The 19,505-nt window shown below is 48.9% G+C and carries 19 protein-coding genes, 2 pseudogenes and 1 other annotated feature; of the genes and pseudogenes, 8 read left to right on the forward strand and 13 right to left on the reverse strand.

The features are described 5' to 3' along the window. Positions 1–4 precede the first annotated feature (4 nt). The 7 genes from pheT to thrS all read right to left on the reverse strand — a co-directional run bounded on the left by pheT (position 5) and on the right by thrS (position 6,867). Positions 5–2,392: a phenylalanine--tRNA ligase subunit beta gene (gene pheT / locus ACLJPE_RS04675; protein WP_039513237.1), complete on the reverse strand. Its 2,388-nt coding sequence runs from the start codon at positions 2,390–2,392 to the stop codon at positions 5–7. Positions 2,393–2,407: 15 nt separating this feature from the next. Further along, positions 2,408–3,391 (reverse strand): phenylalanine--tRNA ligase subunit alpha, encoded by a 984-nt coding sequence (gene pheS / locus ACLJPE_RS04680; RefSeq protein WP_000018570.1) that lies wholly within the window; start codon positions 3,389–3,391, stop codon positions 2,408–2,410. Between the two features lie 62 nt (positions 3,392–3,453). After that, positions 3,454–3,577, reverse strand: a sequence feature (Phe leader region). Next, positions 3,528–3,572: a pheST operon leader peptide PheM gene (gene pheM / locus ACLJPE_RS04685; protein ID WP_001386830.1), complete on the reverse strand. Its 45-nt coding sequence runs from the start codon at positions 3,570–3,572 to the stop codon at positions 3,528–3,530. It overlaps the preceding feature by 45 nt. 115 nt (positions 3,578–3,692) lie before the next feature. Beyond that, on the reverse strand, positions 3,693–4,049 hold the full coding sequence (gene rplT / locus ACLJPE_RS04690; RefSeq protein ID WP_000124850.1) for a 50S ribosomal protein L20: 357 nt from the start codon (positions 4,047–4,049) through the stop codon (positions 3,693–3,695). Positions 4,050–4,099: 50 nt separating this feature from the next. Continuing rightward, the gene (gene rpmI, locus ACLJPE_RS04695) at positions 4,100–4,297 is read right to left on the reverse strand and encodes a 50S ribosomal protein L35 (RefSeq protein WP_001124225.1); all 198 of its coding nucleotides are present in this window, start codon (positions 4,295–4,297) and stop codon (positions 4,100–4,102) included. 95 nt (positions 4,298–4,392) lie between these two features. Continuing rightward, complete coding sequence (infC, locus tag ACLJPE_RS04700; protein ID WP_001574431.1) at positions 4,393–4,935, reverse strand: translation initiation factor IF-3; 543 nt, start codon at positions 4,933–4,935, stop codon at positions 4,393–4,395. A 3-nt stretch (positions 4,936–4,938) separates the two neighbouring features. Further along, positions 4,939–6,867 (reverse strand): threonine--tRNA ligase, encoded by a 1,929-nt coding sequence (thrS, locus tag ACLJPE_RS04705; protein ID WP_023232950.1) that lies wholly within the window; start codon positions 6,865–6,867, stop codon positions 4,939–4,941. A gap of 901 nt (positions 6,868–7,768) precedes the next feature. On the opposite strand from thrS, the gene rfc reads away from it, so the two are divergent. Then, positions 7,769–8,992: an O-antigen polymerase Rfc gene (gene rfc / locus ACLJPE_RS04710; protein ID WP_052893972.1), complete on the forward strand. Its 1,224-nt coding sequence runs from the start codon at positions 7,769–7,771 to the stop codon at positions 8,990–8,992. Positions 8,993–9,298: 306 nt separating this feature from the next. Here rfc and ACLJPE_RS04715 read toward each other — a convergent pair. From ACLJPE_RS04715 to ACLJPE_RS04725, 3 genes and pseudogenes are all read right to left on the reverse strand, one after another. Next, positions 9,299–9,504, reverse strand: a pseudogene (locus tag ACLJPE_RS04715) (hypothetical protein). A gap of 172 nt (positions 9,505–9,676) precedes the next feature. Beyond that, on the reverse strand, positions 9,677–10,531 hold the full coding sequence (locus tag ACLJPE_RS04720) for a DNA/RNA non-specific endonuclease (protein ID WP_001044092.1): 855 nt from the start codon (positions 10,529–10,531) through the stop codon (positions 9,677–9,679). Positions 10,532–10,563: 32 nt separating this feature from the next. Further along, a pseudogene (locus ACLJPE_RS04725) lies at positions 10,564–10,842 on the reverse strand (hypothetical protein). A 142-nt stretch (positions 10,843–10,984) separates the two neighbouring features. On the opposite strand from ACLJPE_RS04725, the gene ACLJPE_RS04730 reads away from it, so the two are divergent. Beyond that, a complete protein-coding gene (locus ACLJPE_RS04730) occupies positions 10,985–11,944 on the forward strand; it encodes a lipid A deacylase LpxR family protein (protein WP_001046433.1) in 960 nt (319 codons plus the stop codon). A gap of 48 nt (positions 11,945–11,992) precedes the next feature. On the opposite strand, the gene ACLJPE_RS04735 is transcribed toward ACLJPE_RS04730, so the two are convergent. Beyond that, positions 11,993–12,751: a YdiY family protein gene (locus ACLJPE_RS04735; protein WP_000770981.1), complete on the reverse strand. Its 759-nt coding sequence runs from the start codon at positions 12,749–12,751 to the stop codon at positions 11,993–11,995. Positions 12,752–13,039: 288 nt separating this feature from the next. Between ACLJPE_RS04735 and pfkB the strand changes: the two genes are divergently transcribed. The 3 genes from pfkB to ACLJPE_RS04750 all read left to right on the forward strand — a co-directional run bounded on the left by pfkB (position 13,040) and on the right by ACLJPE_RS04750 (position 15,326). Then, on the forward strand, positions 13,040–13,972 hold the full coding sequence (pfkB, locus tag ACLJPE_RS04740; protein ID WP_000251707.1) for a 6-phosphofructokinase II: 933 nt from the start codon (positions 13,040–13,042) through the stop codon (positions 13,970–13,972). 96 nt (positions 13,973–14,068) lie between these two features. After that, complete coding sequence (gene ghoS, locus ACLJPE_RS04745) at positions 14,069–14,359, forward strand: type V toxin-antitoxin system endoribonuclease antitoxin GhoS (RefSeq protein WP_000146133.1); 291 nt, start codon at positions 14,069–14,071, stop codon at positions 14,357–14,359. Between the two features lie 106 nt (positions 14,360–14,465). Further along, positions 14,466–15,326 carry a fructosamine kinase family protein gene (locus ACLJPE_RS04750; protein WP_000267686.1) on the forward strand — a complete coding sequence of 287 codons (861 nt, stop codon included), beginning with the start codon at positions 14,466–14,468 and terminating at the stop codon, positions 15,324–15,326. Between the two features lie 42 nt (positions 15,327–15,368). Here the strand turns inward: ACLJPE_RS04750 and ACLJPE_RS04755 are convergent, their stop codons facing one another. Continuing rightward, positions 15,369–15,905 (reverse strand): YniB family protein, encoded by a 537-nt coding sequence (locus ACLJPE_RS04755; RefSeq protein WP_000222158.1) that lies wholly within the window; start codon positions 15,903–15,905, stop codon positions 15,369–15,371. Between the two features lie 148 nt (positions 15,906–16,053). On the opposite strand from ACLJPE_RS04755, the gene hxpB reads away from it, so the two are divergent. The 3 genes from hxpB to tcyP all read left to right on the forward strand — a co-directional run bounded on the left by hxpB (position 16,054) and on the right by tcyP (position 18,987). Continuing rightward, the gene (gene hxpB, locus ACLJPE_RS04760) at positions 16,054–16,722 is read left to right on the forward strand and encodes a hexitol phosphatase HxpB (RefSeq protein ID WP_000106847.1); all 669 of its coding nucleotides are present in this window, start codon (positions 16,054–16,056) and stop codon (positions 16,720–16,722) included. Between the two features lie 137 nt (positions 16,723–16,859). After that, a complete protein-coding gene (locus ACLJPE_RS04765; protein WP_000505804.1) occupies positions 16,860–17,459 on the forward strand; it encodes a metal-dependent hydrolase in 600 nt (199 codons plus the stop codon). 136 nt (positions 17,460–17,595) lie between these two features. Then, entirely contained in the window at positions 17,596–18,987 is a 1,392-nt protein-coding gene (gene tcyP, locus ACLJPE_RS04770) for a cystine/sulfocysteine:cation symporter (protein ID WP_001010662.1), read from the forward strand. A gap of 102 nt (positions 18,988–19,089) precedes the next feature. On the opposite strand, the gene cedA is transcribed toward tcyP, so the two are convergent. After that, on the reverse strand, positions 19,090–19,332 hold the full coding sequence (gene cedA / locus ACLJPE_RS04775; RefSeq protein WP_000977510.1) for a cell division activator CedA: 243 nt from the start codon (positions 19,330–19,332) through the stop codon (positions 19,090–19,092). Between the last annotated feature and the right edge of the window lie 173 nt (positions 19,333–19,505).

A 19,505-nucleotide genomic window follows, 5' to 3' on the forward strand; every position in this document is an offset into this window, starting at 1 on the left:
AGGTTCAATCCCTCAATGATGCCTGGAATCGCTCTTTTAATGCCTCTACACATTTGGCGACGGTAGCGGCAATCTCCTCTTCTTCGAGTGTACGGTTGGTATCCTGAAGGATCAGGCTGATAGCGAGGCTCTTATAACCCTCCGCAACACCCTTACCGCGGTACACGTCAAATAAGTTTACGCCAACTACCTGATTTACGCCAACTTTCTTACATTCGGATAAAATATCCGCTGCGGGAACGTTTTCTGCAACAACAACCGCAATATCGCGACGGTTGGCCGGGAAGCGTGAAATCTCCCGCGCCTGCGGCACGATACGGTCTGCGAGCTTATTCCATTCCAGTTCAAACACCAGCGTACGACCATTCAGATCCAGTTTACGTTCCAGTTCAGGGTGAACAACCCCAATAAAACCAATACGTTCATCTTTCAGATAAATCGCCGCAGACTGTCCCGGATGCAGAGCCGGATTCATCTCCGCCTTAAACTGGATATCACCCAGTTTGCCGGTTAAATCCAATACTGCTTCCAGATCGCCTTTCAAATCATAGAAATCAACGGTCTCTTTTGCCAGGTTCCAGTGCTCATCATAGCGGTTACCGCAAATCACGCCAGCCAGCATCAGATCCTGTCGAATACCCAGATTGGCTTGTGTATCCGGAACGAAACGTAAACCGGTTTCAAAAATACGCACGCGATTCTGCTGACGGTTTTGGTTATAGACCACCGTCGCCAACAATCCGCTCCACAGAGACAGACGCATCGCCGACATCTCAACGGAGATAGGGTTTGGCAGCAGCAGCGCTTCTGCGCCTGGATGGATAAGCTGTTGTACTTTAGGATCGACAAAGCTATAGGTAATCACTTCCTGATAGCCTTTGTCGTTCAGCATGGTTTTAACCCGCTTCAACGACAGATCGGCTTCACGGTGCGTCCCCATGATTAAACCGGCCTGGATTGGCTCGTCCGGAATATTGTTATAACCGTAAACGCGGGCCACCTCTTCCACCAGATCTTCTTCAATTTCCATATCGAAACGCCAGGTCGGCGCCACGGCTTTCCACTCGTCCTGCCCTTCGGTCACTTCACAGCCCAGACGACGCAGAATATCACTGACCTGCTCATCCGCAATATGATGCCCGATCAGGCGATCCAGTTTACTGCGACGCAGCGTAATGGTGGCGCGTTTCGGCAACGTTGCTTCGTTGCTCACATCAATTATCGGACCCGCATCACCGCCACAGATATCAAGAAGCAGACGAGTAGCGCGCTCTATCGCTTTATATTGCAGCGCCGGGTCTACCCCGCGCTCGTAGCGGTGAGACGCATCGGTATGCAGACCGTGGCGGCGAGCGCGACCGGTGATAGACAGCGGATTAAAATACGCACACTCCAGCAGCACATTTTGCGTTTCGCCGTTCACGCCGGAATGTTCGCCGCCAAAAATACCGGCTATCCCCAGCGCCTTATGGTGATCGGCGATCACCAGCGTGTCCGCATTTAACGTCGCTTCGCTACCGTCCAGCAGGACGACGGTTTCACCCTCTTTTGCCATCCGCACGACAATACCGCCATCAATGCGATCTTTATCGAAAGCATGCATTGGCTGACCCAGTTCGAGCAGCACATAGTTCGTGACGTCAACCACCGCATCGATGGAGCGAATACCGCAGCGACGCAGTTTCTCTTTCATCCACAGCGGCGTCGGCGCGTTAACATTGATGCCTTTTACCACCCGGCCAAGATAGCGTGGACACGCATCAGCGGCCTCTACCGTAATCGGCAGCGTATCGCTGATGGTTGCCGCAACCGGCGCCATTTCAGGCTCCTGGAGCGGCGCTTTGTTCAGTACCGCCACATCACGCGCAACGCCGATGATACCTAAGCAATCCGCACGGTTCGGCGTGACGCTAATTTCGATGGTATTGTCGTCGAGCTTCAGGTATTCACGGATATCGGTACCCAGCGGCGCATCCGCCGGCAGTTCGATAATGCCGCTGTGATCGTCGGAAATCCCCAGTTCGGAGAAGGAGCACAGCATCCCTTCAGACGGTTCGCCGCGCAGTTTCGCCGCTTTAATTTTGAAATCGCCCGGCAGGATGGCGCCAATGGTGGCCACCGCTACTTTCAGCCCCTGACGACAGTTTGGCGCGCCGCAGACGATATCCAACAGGCGTTCTCCGCCGACGTTGACTTTCGTTACACGCAATTTGTCAGCGTTCGGATGCTGGGCGCACTCAACCACTTCCCCAACCACAACGCCATTGAAGCTTCCCGCGACCGGCTCAACGCCGTCTACTTCCAGGCCAGCCATCGTAATCTGGTTAGCCAACGTATCGCTATCAATTGCCGGGTTAACCCACTCGCGTAACCACAGTTCGCTGAATTTCATTGTTTTATCCTGCCTTTATTTAAACTGTTTGAGGAAACGCAGATCGTTTTCGAAGAATGAACGCAGGTCGGTGACGCCGTAACGCAACATGGTCAGACGTTCCATCCCCATACCAAAAGCGAAGCCAGAATAGATTTCCGGATCGATACCGACATTACGCAGCACATTCGGATGCACCATCCCGCAGCCCAGCACTTCCAGCCATTTGCCGTTTTTACCCATCACATCCACTTCCGCAGAAGGTTCGGTGAACGGAAAATAAGAAGGACGGAAGCGAATCTGCAGATCCTCCTCAAAGAAATTACGCAGGAAGTCGTGCAGCGTACCTTTGAGGTTGGTGAAGCTGATGTTGGTATCAACAATCAGACCTTCCATCTGATGGAACATCGGAGTATGCGTCTGGTCGTAGTCATTACGGTATACACGGCCCGGCGCAATAATACGGATCGGCGGTTGCTGCGCTTTCATCGTCCGGATCTGGACGCCAGACGTCTGGGTCCGCAGCAGACGGGTCGCGTCAAACCAGAAGGTATCATGATCGGCGCGGGCCGGATGATGACCCGGAATGTTTAACGCATCGAAGTTATGGTAGTCATCTTCGATTTCCGGGCCAGTCGCCACGGTAAAACCAAGCTCACCGAAGAAACTTTCAATACGGTCAATGGTACGCGTGACCGGATGCAGACCACCGTTCTCAATACGGCGCCCCGGCAGGGAGATATCAATGGTTTCAGCGGCCAGACGGGCGTTAAGCGCTGCGCTTTCCAGCTCGGCTTTACGCGCGTTAAGCGCCTGTTGTACCTGCTCTTTCGCGGCGTTAATGACTGCCCCGGCTGCCGGACGCTCTTCCGGCGGCAGATCGCGTAGGGTCGTCATCTGAAGGGTTAAATGCCCTTTCTTGCCCAAATATTCGACGCGTACATTGTCTAACGCGGCAACATCTGACGCCTGGTTAATGGCGGCCGCTGCATTGGCAACCAGCTCTGCGAGATGTGACATGGTTTTCCTCATTGTGTCGGTGAAGACACCGGTTCATTGGACGTAATCTCTCGATTTCAGATACAAAAAAAGCCTCCATCAGGAGGCTTTTTTGCGCTGTTTTTCGTTTCGTTTTTCACGCGCTAGCCTCCTGGGATCAGGTGCTAAAGTAAAAAAAGAAACGGAAAATAGCAGCGTTCATGCTTGCGTTACCTTATGTGGTAAAACCGAATATCCTTTATTGAAAAGGGTTACAGGTCAATTGTCAACTCACTGAACAGTAAATAAAAGAGAGGGAGCCAGGCTCCCTCTTTTCACTGGCTTATGCCAGAGCTGCTTTCGCTTTTTCAACCAGTGCGGTGAACGCGACTTTGTCGAATACGGCGATATCAGCCAGGATCTTACGGTCGATTTCAACAGAGGCTTTTTTCAGGCCGTTGATGAATTTGCTGTAAGAAATACCGTTCTGACGTGCTGCTGCGTTGATACGCGCAATCCACAGTTGACGGAACTGACGCTTACGTTGACGACGGTCACGGTAAGCATACTGACCAGCTTTGATAACTGCCTGGAAGGCAACGCGGTATACGCGAGAACGCGCACCGTAGTAGCCTTTGGCTTGTTTCAAAATTTTCTTGTGACGTGCGCGTGCAATTACACCACGTTTTACGCGAGCCATATGTGCTCTCCTGTATCTATTCTAATTAAAAAGTTAAAAACGTTAACGGCTTATGCGTACGGCAGGCACGCGATAACCAGGCCCAGATCGCCTTTAGAAACCATGGCTTTCGGACGCAGGTGACGTTTACGTTTAGTCGCTTTTTTGGTCAGAATGTGACGCAGGTTAGCGTGCTTGTGCTTAAAACCACCTTTACCGGTTTTTTTGAAGCGCTTAGCAGCACCGCGTACGGTCTTAATTTTTGGCATTTTAATAACTTCCACTTCGCATTGTTAATAAACGAAACATAGGCGAACAAAACCTGTGAAGCCCGAAGGCTTCACAGAATTGTTACTTGAAGGCCTTACTGTTTCTTCTTAGGAGCAAGCACCATGATCATCTGACGGCCTTCGATCTTCGTTGGGAAGGATTCGACCACTGCCAGTTCTTGCAAATCGTCTTTCACGCGATTAAGCACTTCCATACCGATTTGCTGGTGGGCCATTTCACGACCGCGGAAACGCAGCGTGATTTTGGCCTTATCGCCCTCTTCGAGAAAGCGAATCAGGCTGCGGAGTTTTACCTGATAGTCGCCTTCATCTGTCCCAGGACGGAATTTAATTTCCTTCACCTGGATAACTTTTTGCTTTTTCTTCTGTTCCTTAGAAGACTTACTCTTTTCATAGAGGAATTTGCCGTAATCCATTATACGACAAACCGGCGGCTCGGCGTTAGGGCTGATTTCGACTAAGTCTACTCCGGCTTCTTCAGCTTTTTCCAGAGCTTCTCTCAGACTCACAATACCAAGCTGCTCGCCTTCCAGACCTGTTAAGCGAACTTCTTGCGCGCGAATTTCGCTATTAATACGATTCGGACGCGCCGTTTGAACTCGTTTTCCGCCTTTAATACTTTATTCCTCCAGTTGTTGAAGACTGCGGCTGCGAATCTCTTGTTGCAGCTTCTCAATCACGTCATTTACGTCCAGACTGCCCAGGTCTTTACCGCGGCGGGTGCGAACGGCAACTTTGCCTGCTTCCACCTCTTTATCACCACAGACCAACATATAAGGGACACGACGTAAAGTGTGCTCGCGGATTTTAAAGCCAATCTTCTCATTTCTCAAGTCTGCTTTTACACGAATGCCCGCATTTTGTAGTTTCTGCGTCAATTCGTTAACGTATTCAGACTGCGAATCGGTAATATTCATCACGACTACCTGAACAGGCGCGAGCCATGTCGGGAAGAAACCAGCGAACTCTTCGGTCAGGATACCGATGAAGCGTTCCATCGACCCAAGAATCGCACGGTGAATCATTACCGGCACCTTACGCTCGTTGTCTTCACCTACATAGGAGGCGCTCAGACGAGACGGTAAGGAGAAGTCAAGCTGTACTGTACCGCACTGCCATGCACGATCGAGGCAGTCATATAAGGTAAATTCAATTTTCGGACCGTAGAATGCGCCTTCACCCAGTTGATACTCAAACGGGATATTATTTTCTTCCAGCGCAACCGCCAGATCCGCCTCAGCACGATCCCACATCTCATCGCTGCCGATACGCTTGTCAGGACGAGTGGAAAGCTTGACGACGATCTTCTCGAAGCCAAAGGTGCTGTACATATCGTAGACCATACGAATACAAGCGTTAACTTCATCGCGGATCTGCTCTTCGGTGCAGAAGATATGCGCATCATCCTGCGTAAAGCCGCGTACGCGCATCAGACCATGCAGCGCGCCTGATGGCTCGTTACGGTGGCAGCTACCGAATTCCGCCATACGCAGCGGCAAATCACGATAGGATTTCAGACCCTGGTTAAAGATCTGAACGTGGCCCGGGCAGTTCATCGGCTTGATGCAATATTCGCGGTTTTCTGAGGACGTGGTGAACATCGCATCTTTATAGTTGTCCCAGTGCCCGGTTTTTTCCCACAGCACACGGTCCATCATGAACGGGCCTTTAACTTCTTGATACTGGTACTCTTTGAGTTTAGAACGAACAAAGACCTCCAGCTCGCGGAAGATAGTCCAGCCGTCGTTATGCCAGAACACCATGCCCGGCGCTTCTTCCTGCATATGATACAGGTCGAGCTGCTTACCAATTTTACGGTGGTCGCGTTTTGCGGCCTCTTCCAGGCGCTGCAGATAAGAGTTCAGGGCTTTTTTATCTGCCCATGCCGTACCGTAAATACGCTGCAACATCTTATTATTGCTGTCACCACGCCAGTATGCGCCGGCAGTTTTCATCAGTTTAAAGTGATGGCAGAAACGCATATTCGGCACGTGCGGACCACGACACATGTCGACATATTCTTCATGATGGTACAAACCAGGCTTGTCATCATGAGCAATGTTTTCATCAAGAATGGAAACTTTGTAGCTTTCACCACGCTTCACGAAGGTTTCACGCGCTTCGTGCCAGCTGACTTTCTTCTTGATAACGTCGTAATTTTTCTCGGCGAGCTCATGCATCCGCTTTTCGAGCGCTTCGACATCTTCCTGAGTTAACGTGCGGTCAAGATCAACGTCATAGTAAAAACCGTTGTCGACAACCGGGCCGATCGCCATTTTCGTGTGCGGCCAAAGTTGCTTGATTGCGTGACCTAACAGATGCGCGCAAGAGTGACGAATGATCTCCAGACCCTCTTCATCTTTTGCGGTGATGATGGAAAGCGTCGCATCATTTTCAATCAGATCGGAAGCATCAACCAGCTCGCCATTCACACGGCCCGCAATGGTGGCTTTCGCCAGGCCAGGACCAATGTCCAGAGCAACATCCATCGGGCTTACAGGGTGGTCATAATGGCGTTGGCTGCCATCAGGAAGAGTAATAACAGGCATGTAATATCCTTATTTGCAGTGGTGACCCATACGCAAGATCACATACAAAGAGAAAATGAATTTATTGACAGTGAGTTGTGTATCCATCTAGCCAACCATTGCTAAATTGGCGCACAACCTTCGACACAGACGAAAATCGCTATTTTCGTCCGGCATGACGATGGTAACACTAAAAAAAGGGAGATTGCATCTTTCTGTTCTACAGAACCTGAATCCCAACACACTACCCAGCACGCGTATCGTTAATGATGTACATGGTCACTCTGAGTCTCGACTTACTGCCACCGTATGAGTCATTCACATCAGATAGCTTTTTACGACGACCGCTATCTATTATTCTCCAGATGGGGACCTGGCAGCATGCGATAACGCACAATACGAAACCCACTTTCCAAAGCACATACCAGCAAAGAGCCATTACATGCTGCTATGAAGCTTCTATAACTAGCAACGTCTCCCTTATGATGCCGTACTTGTAATTCGTCTGTGTTGCTTGAAGTATGTCGCGGCACGATGTGAGATGAGTTACTCGTCAAGTGATAGCCCTTTCTCTGTATAGTCTTTTACAGAACTAGGGAACCTCATGATGAACCTTTGAATACCACTGTATATAAACGCAGTAACAATCATGCGTAATTATCAAAAGCATTTACATTGCTTGATGTTTGTGCTGCAAACGCTTGATAGCTTCATGCTATCGGAGGCGCAGTAGATAGGAGTGTTAATGAGTGTTAATATGTCAATAACACGGTTTTGATATCGGGAAGATAGTGATGAGTAATGATTATAGACTACCAGATTCAGAATATCTTGCCAGAAGATTTTCCGTACCACACCTTGTTTGCCTGATGGCAATATTATTAATATTTTTAATACTAAGCATTTTTTCTAAAGGCTCTATATGCTTATAATTTCATACATTGTATTATGCTTATTATTTATAGTTTATCTCTATACTCTTTCCGTAAGAATTGAGGGAAAAATAATAAACGTAATGGTCCCATACCTGATAATAACAGTGCCTACACTGTACGTGTTTGAAGGTATATTTGTATACCTCTCAGAGGTGCGGAAGTATACAGTGGAATATTTGTTTTTCTATACTTGCTATATAACATACATAGCATCATTTGTTATTTCTTATCTTTACACACAAAGAAAACCCATATACAACAAATCAAACACAAAAAATAAACCAAGGTATGTGTTTACTTCATTGTTATTCACCCTCCTTGCTTTTATCATTTACCTTCCAGTGTTGATGGAGTTCAGAGAGTACATACTTAGCCCAAGAAGAATATACGAATTAACCAGAACAGGGTATGGTATATACTTCTATCCTTCATTAATGTTTTCTCTTGTCGCTTCTATTTGCGTGTTCTTTACATACAAAAAATCAAAGTTATTTTGTATTTCCATAGTTTTATTTAACTGTATACTTATTTTCTTGCATGGTAACAAAGGACCAATATTTAGTATATTTATAGCATTCATCCTTTATCTTTCATATATTGAAAATAAAAAAATTAAATTTATGTTCCTGGTGAAATCGTTTGCTGTTATAGCAGTCATTGTAACGGCATTCTTTGCATATACGTTTACTGATGGGAATCCGATAGAAAATATGGCGAATTACTCGGATTATACCCGTAATGCTGTTCTTGTTGCTTCCTCAAACTTTGACTTTATGTATGGAAAATTACTAATGGAGAGCGAGGTTTACTCGAGGATTCCGAGGGCTATTTGGCCTGATAAGCCTGAAGATTTTGGCGCATTGTATCTGGCAAAAGTATTTTTCCCTGATGCATTCTACAGAAATCAGGGCGCTCCTGCTTTCGGGTATGGTGAACTATACGCAGATTTCGGGCTTTTTACACCAGTTTGGTTAGTTATATCTGGAGTATTTAAAGGCGTCCTGGCTAAGTATTTCTCCAATAAAACTCAGGAAACAAAGTCAGCACATTATTTCATAATGTTCCTATTTTGCATTGGAATAAGTGTGATTCCTGTTAGCATGGGATGGTTGTTCCCTGAGCATTTGATGATTGCCTTTATGGTATACATTGCATCTTCCTTTGTTTTTTCAGCGCATATAAGATTCGTTTTACTAAGAAGCGATAAATAAGTTATACGGCGGCAATGCCGCCGTTTTATTTAGTTTTGAAGCGTAAATCTTGTTGGGTTTGCTGAACAGCATTACCAACGTAAATTACTTTTGATGCATTCATGATAGTGCTTGAGTTTCCTAATAATGATTTATGAATAGCCCCTCAATTATGTATTTCTCGCCGCCGGTTATTATTAGTCCTGCCGCTACTCCACCCTAATCCACATCTACTCATATGCGGATCATCCCGAGATTATCACCGTAATATAATCTACCATTGATACCAATAAACGCTGTGTTATGAATGACAGTTCCCTGCTTAAGTTAGATTAGGTACACACATCTTACGGCACGAAAGGGATCAATGTGAAACAGTATGAAACATATATATGCGTTATTACCAGTAATGACGCGGAACTGGTGAAACAGGTTTAAACGAACGTGAATGGATGTGAATGAAGGATAGTACTTATACGCAAGATCACATACAAAGAGAAAATGAATTTATTGACAGTGAGTTGTGTATCCATCTAGCCAACCATTGCTAAATTGGCGCACAACCTTCGACACAGGCGAAAATCGCTATTTTCGTCCGGCATGACGATGGTAACACTAAAAAAAGGGAGATTGCATCACTCTGTAGCAAATCAAGACCCTTGACAGGATTTCTCCGTTATCTTTCTACGCGCCGTATAGCGCTTCTCATCGACAACCTAACTTCTGCGCCAGACTCCCCTTTGTTGTTTTCACCTCGCTGGCTACCGCTTCAGGCAAGGCAGACCACAGCGTCAGCACTGGCTTCGTTTTATGTTCGATAGCGTCCACGGTAACCTGATAGTCGCAAAAATTCGCCGAACGGGGCGTATTCTGATCCATAATAAACGCAGCGTAATTTCCTTCACTTTTTGACGGCGCCGTTCCGGTGAATAAAACCTTCCAGTACCCGCTGGGAATTTCTACAGTAGCATCTTCTGGCAATGTGGCGATATGCCGCTCAAAAAGGGGGCCGGTCACTACGTGCACTACAGATACATCAGCCTGTTTGGCAAGTTCGCGCACCCGGTTTTCCAGTGCAGCCCATGCTCCCTGGTTCAGGGCGGATTTCTGCGGCGTAATATTCGATAAATAATTTAACGACGGCCAGTCCGAAACGCCGCCCAATCCTGCCAACGGCGCCTGGTGCCCCCTGTCGACTTTTAATAGCGTATGGGCATTTTTATAGGCGGAAGGGGCCAACGTATCCGAGGGCGGTAAATCGGGGTCCTGCGCCCAGTTCCGCGGGCGACCGCTTGCCTGGCTGGTCTTTGTCACGCTATAGGCAACCCAGTTGGCAAATTTCGTGGCGCTATTATTATTGAGCGTATAGACATGGCGATAGATTGTTTGTTGACTTCCTCCTTGAGGACAGCCAACGCTACAGTTATCAGGTTGCTGAACGAGTACGTTACGATGGGGTAACTCAGGTGCCGATGTTGTATCTTGGGGAGGATACGATGTAGTACATGCGCTTAATAATACTACGGGCAGTAATTTTAGCAGATTAATGGTCTTATTCACTTTTGCTTCCTTAATAATAACTGCCCTAATAATTAAGATAGTAATAATTTGGTTATATTACCCTACCAGCCGTTAGATACTCTCATCATTAAAGACAACACTATCACGGTAAAAATTAATAACAGATAAACATCGAAGTCATCATAGAAAATGAGCTCAAAAGAATACAACGTGATATTCATGTTGATACCAAAAAACATCGTATTATATGCATAATCGTGAAGCCAATAATTTCTCGCACTCAGATAGCGAATGAAAAATGGATATTCAATAATATCTGACGCATGTTTTTCAACACCATTTTTCAACATTAAGGCAACGTATCCTCTCAATGACTCGCTGCTGGCAGGAGTTTAGTTATATTTAAAGGTTTAATAAGCACTGCGCATCATGCTGCTGTGCTTATTACTTTGTAAAAATAAGAGTATTCACTTTCATATTCAGGGGTAAAAAGTGAACAAATACAGCTATTGCGCAACGATGATTGCCGCCATACTCAGTACGACCACAATGGCCAATGCCAGTAGCCTTGCTATTTCAGTGGCGAATGATGATGCAGGTATATTCCAACCATCCTTAAATGCCCTTTATGGGCACAAGGCTGCAGACCGGGGTGATTATACTGCCGGGCTCTTTTTAGGCTACAGCCACGATCTCACTGACGCCAGTCAACTCTCTTTTCATATCGCGCAAGATATTTATTCTCCATCAGGCGCTAACAAGAGAAAGCCTGAAGCCGTCAAAGGCGACCGCGCGTTCAGCGCCTTTCTTCATACCGGACTGGAGTGGAATTCATTAGCCACCAATTGGTTACGTTATCGTTTAGGTACCGATATCGGCGTTATTGGTCCTGACGCAGGTGGTCAGGAGGTTCAGAATCGGGCGCATCGAATAATAGGCGCAGAAAAATACCCTGCCTGGCAGGATCAAATTGAAAACCGTTATGGTTATACGGCAAAAGGAATGGTGTCCCTTACGCCAGCTATTGATATTCTGGGCGTCAATGTGGGCTTCTATCCAGAAGTCTCTGCTGTCGGCGGCAATCTCTTCCAGTATTTAGGGTACGGCGCAACCGTTGCGCTGGGAAATGATAAGACCTTCAACTCTGATAATGGGTTTGGGTTACTGTCCCGCCGAGGGTTAATACACAGTCAAAAAGAGGGATTGATCTATAAGGTATTTGCTGGCGTTGAGCGCAGGGAAGTTGATAAAAACTACACGTTACAGGGGAAAACGCTGCAAACAAAAATGGAAACGGTGGATATTAATAAAACCGTGGATGAATATCGCGTCGGTGCCACCATCGGCTATTCTCCCGTCGCATTTTCTCTTTCTTTAAACAAAGTCACGTCGGAATTTCGCACCGGAGACGACTATTCTTATATCAACGGCGACATCACCTTCTTCTTCTGAGGCGTCACCACGGAATAACCGGGTTACGTAATGTAACCCGGTACAATATTACATCTTATAGCCCAGCGTTACCGTAGTGCGGCGATCGGTATGTTCAGGCGCTGATTCAGGCGGCTGCGAGTTCCACGTTAAATTATACCCCACCTTTAGACCAAAATGTTCGTTAATGGCGACATTGAGGGCTGTTTCCGAATTTAGTGTGGTGTCTTCTGCGCCAAATACTGACACCCCCTGTGTAAACTTAGCATTGTCAGTTAACTGCCAGGCATAGCTGCCGGAAGCATAACCCAACGGCTGCGTTTCAGTGGTATCGTCCGTATGTTCGTCATAGCGAACCCCTGGACCGAATTCAAAACGGAAGCTGTGCACTGGACCATTAAGGAACTGCCGCCCGTAACCGGCGGTCAGTACGTCGCGCTGACGATAACCGTTGAAACGGTCTGTCAGCCAACTGGCCTGGCCAAAGGTATAATCATAATCCGTCATATTAAAACGGTTACGCGCGCCTACCGCATATTTTTCTGAAGATCGTTCATCATTAGAGGAGGTATTGCTGGCATTGCCCCATAATGACCAGGCGGTACGTTGTCCATACCAGGTCATCGCCGTGTCAGCCGTTAAGGAAGAACTTTTAGTATTGCCTGACTGAGCAAGGTAGCCCGCATTCAGATTACCTTCAAAAGGTTTTTTCGCGGTGGAGGGATCATCCATGACAGTAAAAACGGAATCATCGGCGGCGGCATACAGAGACGCGAACACGCCACCCGCCAGCATAACTACAGCGGGTACTGCCTTCAAAAGCTTCATTTATATAGAGTCCGTACAACTAAAAAAGAGACCACGACGGTCCCGGAAACTTTCATAGGGATCAATGACAAACGCCCCTGGAAAGGTAGCGAATTATAAGAAGCCCCGAATAACATAGCAATCAATTACTATTTCATTTTTTGAATAAGAACCCTCCCGAAGCATTCATTTATTTATATAACTTTACATCGTACTTCTTTAAATAAAGATCCGGAAAATCATGTTGTTAATTCCTTCACTTTCCGGGGATTAAGTGCCAGACTGAAATCAGCCTAACAGGAGGTAACGATGGTACGTATCTATACGTTGACGCTTGCGCCCTCTCTCGATAGCGCAACAATCACGCCGCAAATTTATCCCGAAGGTAAACTGCGGTGCTCCGCGCCGGTATTCGAACCCGGTGGCGGGGGTATTAATGTCGCTCGCGCCATTGCGCATCTTGGCGGCACCGCGACCGCAATTTTCCCGGCTGGCGGCGCTACCGGCGAACATCTGGTCGCACTACTGGCTGACGAAAATGTCCCCGTGTCTACCGTCGATGCGAAGGACTGGACGCGTCAGAACCTGCACGTCCACGTCGAGTCCAGCGGCGAACAATATCGTTTTGTTATGCCCGGCGCCACGCTGGACGATGACGAATTTCGCCAGCTTGAAGAACAGGTACTGGAAATTGAATCCGGGGCAATTCTGGTTATCAGCGGCAGCCTTCCGCCCGGCGTTAAGGTCGAGAAACTCACGCAACTGATTTCCGCCGCGCAGAAGCAAGGCATTCGCTGCATTATTGATAGCTCTGGCGACGCGCTCACCGCCGCGCTGGCGCTTGGCGATATCGAACTGGTGAAACCTAACCTGAAAGAATTGAGCGCGTTGGTTAATCGCGATCTGACGCAACCTGATGATGTGCGTAAAGCGGCCCAGGAATTAGTGCAAAGTGGCAAGGCTCGCCGGGTAGTGGTCTCTCTGGGGCCGCAAGGGGCACTGGGCATAGACAGTGAGAATTGCATCCAAGTTGTTCCTCCCCCGGTGAAAAGTCAAAGTACTGTTGGCGCAGGCGACAGTATGGTAGGCGCGATGACGTTAAAACTGGCGCAAGACGCGTCGCTGGAAGAGATGGTGCGCTTCGGTGTGGCGGCAGGCAGCGCTGCTACGCTCAATCAAGGTACGCGTCTGTGTTCTCGTGACGATACCCAAAAAATATACGCCTATCTTTCCGCGCAATAATCGTTTCCCCCTCGCCGAGGGGGATACCGGAAAATCGGTTAACGGGCGGCGCATCCGCCGCTGTTAAAAACACAGTTGCTCCCAACGAGGTGAACGATGGCCAGTGGCGATATTACCCGTTATGTTATTACCGTAACCTTCCATGAAGATTCCCTGACCGAGATTAACGAACTCAATAATCATCTGACGCGCAGCGGTTTTTTGCTGACATTAACGGACGATGAAGGGAATGTGCATGAGCTCGGCACCAATACGTTTGGCTTTGTTAGCGCTCAGAGCGCTGATGAAATCAAAGCGCTTGTCGCCGGACTTGCGAAAAGCGCGTTAGATAAGGATGTCGACATTACCGTGGCGACCTGGGAGGCGTGGAGTAAAAACGCACAATAAGTGCCATTCCCGCCGCGGCGCGTCCGCGATGTGCGTTAGTTCGTATTTTTCAACCGCATTTTTGCGCTAACCTTATGATCTGGCAGACAACGTGGGGAGAGACATTATGTGGCAAGCTATCAGTCGTCTTTTAAGCGAGCAAGTCGGTGAAGGCGAAATCGAACTGCGTAATGAACTGCCAGGCGGAGAAGTTCATGCCGCATGGCATTTACGTTATGCAGGCCATGATTTTTTCGTAAAGTGCGATGAACGAGAAATGCTTCGCGGTTTTACCGCTGAAGCCGATCAGCTGGAGCTGCTCTCCCGCAGTAAAACCGTTGTTGTGCCTAAGGTATGGGCGGTAGGTTCGGATCGGGATTACAGCTTTTTAGTCATGGACTACCTCTCGCCCCGCCCGCTGGATGCCCATAATGCGTTTATTCTTGGGCAACAGCTGGCGCGCCTGCACCAATGGAGCGACCAACCTCAATTCGGCCTCGATTTTGATAACGCGCTCTCTACCACGCCGCAGCCGAATACCTGGCAACGCCGTTGGTCGACTTTTTTCGCCGAACAGCGCATTGGCTGGCAGCTTGAACTCGCTGCGGAAAAAGGCATTACCTTTGGTAATATTGACGCCATTGTTGAACATGTTCAGCAACGTCTGGCGTCGCATCAACCGCAGCCTTCTCTTTTGCATGGCGATCTATGGTCGGCGAACTGCGCGCTTGGCCCTGACGGCCCCTATATCTTCGATCCAGCCTGCTATTGGGGCGACAGAGAATGCGATCTGGCGATGCTGCCGCTGCATACCGATCAGCCACCGCAGATTTATGACGGCTATCAGTCCGTTTCGCCGCTACCGCTGGATTTTCTCGACAGGCAGCCGATTTACCAGCTCTACACCCTGCTTAATCGGGCAAGGCTGTTTGGCGGTCAGCACCTGGCTACTGCGCAAAAAGCGATGGATCGGCTGCTTGCGGTATAGGTACAGCCCATGCCGGATACGGGCTATCCGGCATTTTTCAGTTTACATGAAGCCTAACAAGGAAAAGAAAAAGTAGCCGAGCACGATAATAATGACCGGCAAAATATAGAGCGGGAAAAACTGTAAAAAGATGGTATGGTGCGGCACCACGATACGTGACTCTATCTGCTCACGCGTTAGCCCTTCCGCGCCTTTTGCTTTTTCCAGGATCAACTGATCTTCCACGCCTTCACGCAAAAAACGTGACTGGCGGCTCATTCTGGCGCCGGAATCCTGCATCGCCAGCCCGACAAAAATCAGAATAAAAATGAGCCAGAAACCGATATTCAGGCTTCCCTGAAAATTCGGCGTCGGCGAGTTGTACCAAAAAACATTCAGAAACGGCGTATTCACGCGCATCATGTCTATCATTACGTGGGTAAAATCCAGCATTACCGCATTTATCCCCTCCTGCTTTTCACTGTGCGCATACATAAATTTAAGGACTGAGATGAGCGTGGAAAGCAGTGCCGGAATAAAAATAACCCACCCAACAACTCTTTTTAGGATTGCAATGCGTCCAGCTTGTTGATACGTCATGAGTTCCCCTTGATAAAGACGCGTCGTTTTGGCCTAAGTCTACCTGTTGATTCCCGTTTTCGCCTGATCTTTAAGGGCGATATACTAAGAACATGGTCATAATGAACGCTTAATTCGTTATTTTTTAATCTCAACAGGAGAGGTTGTGATGTCAACCCCACGTCAAATTCTTGCTGCAATTTTCGATATGGATGGACTACTGATCGATTCCGAACCGCTCTGGGATCGCGCTGAACTGGACGTAATGGCAAGTTTAGGCGTAGATATTACTCGACGCCATGAGCTGCCAGACACGCTTGGGCTACGCATTGATATGGTTGTCGATCTCTGGTTTGCGCAGCAACCGTGGAACGGCCCCGATCGCCAGGAAGTGACAAACCGTGTTATTGCCCGCGCGATTACGCTTATCGAAGAGACGCGCCCTCTTTTACCGGGTGTGCGTGAGGCCGTGGCGCTGTGTAAAGCGCAGGGGCTATTAGTGGGGCTTGCCTCGGCATCGCCGCTGCATATGCTGGAAAAAGTGCTCACCATGTTTGAGCTGCGCGACAGTTTTGACGCGCTGGCCTCTGCGGAAAAATTGCCCTACAGCAAACCGCACCCGCAGGTCTATCTGGATTGTGCGGCCAAATTAGGCGTTGATCCATTAACCTGCGTGGCGCTGGAGGATTCGGTGAATGGTCTAATCGCGGCAAAGGCGGCGCGAATGCGCGCCATTGTGGTGCCAGCAGAAGAAAACCAGCATGATCCGCGCTTTGCGCTGGCGAATGTCAAACTTAACTCGCTGACAGAGCTGACGGCGGCGCATCTACTCGGTTAAGATGTTTCCGAAACAAAGTCAACGGGCAATTAGCCGCTGAACCAGACGGCAAGCGGCTTTGACAGAGACAAAGAGTTACAACGTCACCACTTCCGCCTACTGTATAAAAACCCTATACTGTATGAATTGACAGTTTAATGGGTTTTATCATGACGGCGGAAGGACATCTTCTTTTTTCTATAGCCAGCGCGGTTTTCGCCAAGAATGCCGAGTTAACGCCCGTCCTTGCGCACGGCGACTGGTGGCATATTATTCCTTCGGCTATTTTGACCTGTCTGCTGCCGGATATCGACCACCCCAAATCTTTTCTTGGTCAGCGCCTGAAATGGGTATCGAAACCGATCGCCCGCGCGTTCGGTCACCGGGGGTTTACCCATAGTCTGCTGGCGGTCTTTGCCCTACTGGCGACCTTTTATCTCAAGGTACCGGATACGTGGATTATCCCGGCAGATGCGCTGCAAGGCATGGTACTTGGCTATTTAAGCCATATCGTCGCGGATATGCTCACCCCCGCAGGCGTTCCCTTACTGTGGCCGTGCCGCTGGCGTTTCCGCCTGCCTATTCTGGCGCCGCGCAAAGGCAATCAACTGGAGCGATTTTTATGTATGGCGTTGTTTGCCTGGGCGGTGTGGATGCCGCAGTCCATGCCGGAAAACAACGTCATACGCTGGTCTTCGCAGATGATCACTATCCTGCAAATGCAGTTCAATCGTTTTATAAATCACCAGATTGATTAGTAAATCAACGCCAAAGTCATTTTTGGTATAAACCATTCCATTTGAATATAAGAGCCAGCTCACAGTTCTGCTAATCTTGCGCGAACAGAATCGCTAAAACACAGCGCTTCATAATAAAAAAATCAGGAGAACGGGGATGAATTTTCCATTAATTGCGAACATTGCGGTGTTCGTCATTCTGCTGTTTGTACTGGCGCAGGCCCGTCATAAACAGTGGAGTCTGGCTAAAAAAGTGCTTGTCGGCCTTGTGATGGGCGTGGTCTTTGGTCTGGCCCTGCACACCATTTATGGCGCTGACAGTCAGGTGTTAAAAGACTCCATTCAGTGGTTCAATATTGTCGGCAACGGCTATGTGCAATTGCTACAAATGATTGTGATGCCGCTGGTATTCGCCTCTATTTTAAGCGCCGTGGCACGACTGCATAACGCCTCTCAATTGGGGAAAATCAGTTTTCTGACTATCGGCACGCTGCTGTTTACTACCCTTATCGCAGCGCTGGTGGGCGTGCTGGTCACCAATCTGTTCGGACTGACGGCGGAAGGTCTGGTTCAGGGCGGCGCGGAAACCGCGCGTCTGAATGCCATTGAGACGAGCTATGTCGGCAAAGTGGCCGATCTCAGCGTGCCGCAACTGGTGCTGTCTTTTGTACCGAAAAATCCGTTTGCGGATCTGACTGGCGCAAATCCTACGTCTATTATCAGCGTGGTGATTTTCGCCGCCTTCCTGGGCGTGGCCGCGCTTAAGCTGCTGAAAGATGATGCGCCAAAAGGCGAGCGTGTGCTTGTTGCTATCGATACCCTGCAAAGCTGGGTAATGAAGCTGGTGCGTCTGGTGATGCAACTTACGCCTTACGGCGTACTGGCGCTGATGACGAAAGTGGTTGCCGGCTCTAATCTGCAGGACATCATTAAGCTTGGAAGCTTCGTGGTAGCGTCATATCTTGGTCTGGCGATAATGTTTGTGGTTCACGGCATACTATTGGGCGTGAACGGGATTAGCCCGCTGAAATATTTCCGCAAGGTGTGGCCGGTGCTGACATTTGCCTTTACCAGCCGCTCCAGCGCCGCCTCCATTCCACTTAATGTCGAAGCGCAAACCCGCCGCCTGGGCGTGCCGGAGTCCATCGCCAGCTTTGCTGCCTCTTTTGGCGCGACCATCGGCCAAAACGGTTGTGCCGGTCTTTATCCTGCGATGTTGGCGGTAATGGTTGCGCCGACGGTCGGCATCAACCCCTTAGACCCCGTATGGATAGCCACGCTGGTGGGTATCGTTACCGTAAGTTCGGCGGGTGTTGCCGGCGTTGGCGGCGGCGCGACCTTCGCCGCGCTGATTGTGCTGCCTGCCATGGGCTTACCGGTCACGCTGGTCGCGCTGTTAATCTCCGTCGAACCGTTGATTGATATGGGCCGTACCGCACTGAACGTGAGCGGCTCAATGACCGCGGGTACGCTGACCAGCCAGTGGCTGAAGCAGACCGATAAAACCATTCTCGATAGCGAAGAAGACGCTGAACTGGCGCATCGATAATACATTATCGGGCGTTCACATCGTCTGAGACACGACGATCGGCAACTCAAAATGTCTGTCACTAAACACGCCGGTCTCCAGTACCGGCGTTTTGTTTTTTTCTTAGTCAGCGATTTCGTTTTCCTGGCGAACCTGATTCGCCCAACGCTGCGCCGATTCTGGCACGCTAAAGGCGGGCGACCGTTGAAATGACTCCCCCGTCAGAACAAAGGCAACATATTTACCGCGCAGTATCCAGACGTCGCGAAACGTATCCATTTTTATCGCATGTTCCGGCGGCGCGGGTTCAACACGCGGAATATAGCTAATAATCTGGCGATTTTGCTGGCGAAGAGGTTTCATCATTAATGCTTCACTAAAAGAGGCTAAGAGCCTATCCCATTAGGGCTATTTTACTTGCCATTTTGGTCCTGGGCAGTGCTCAAAATCCTCACGTACTACGTGTACGCTCCGGTTTTTGCGCGCTGTCCGTGTCCAAACTGGCTGCGCCAATAACGCCTACTGGGATAGGCTCTAAG

This window comes from Salmonella sp. SAL04196 (genome assembly GCF_046550835.1).
Classification (GTDB): domain Bacteria; phylum Pseudomonadota; class Gammaproteobacteria; order Enterobacterales; family Enterobacteriaceae; genus Salmonella; species Salmonella enterica.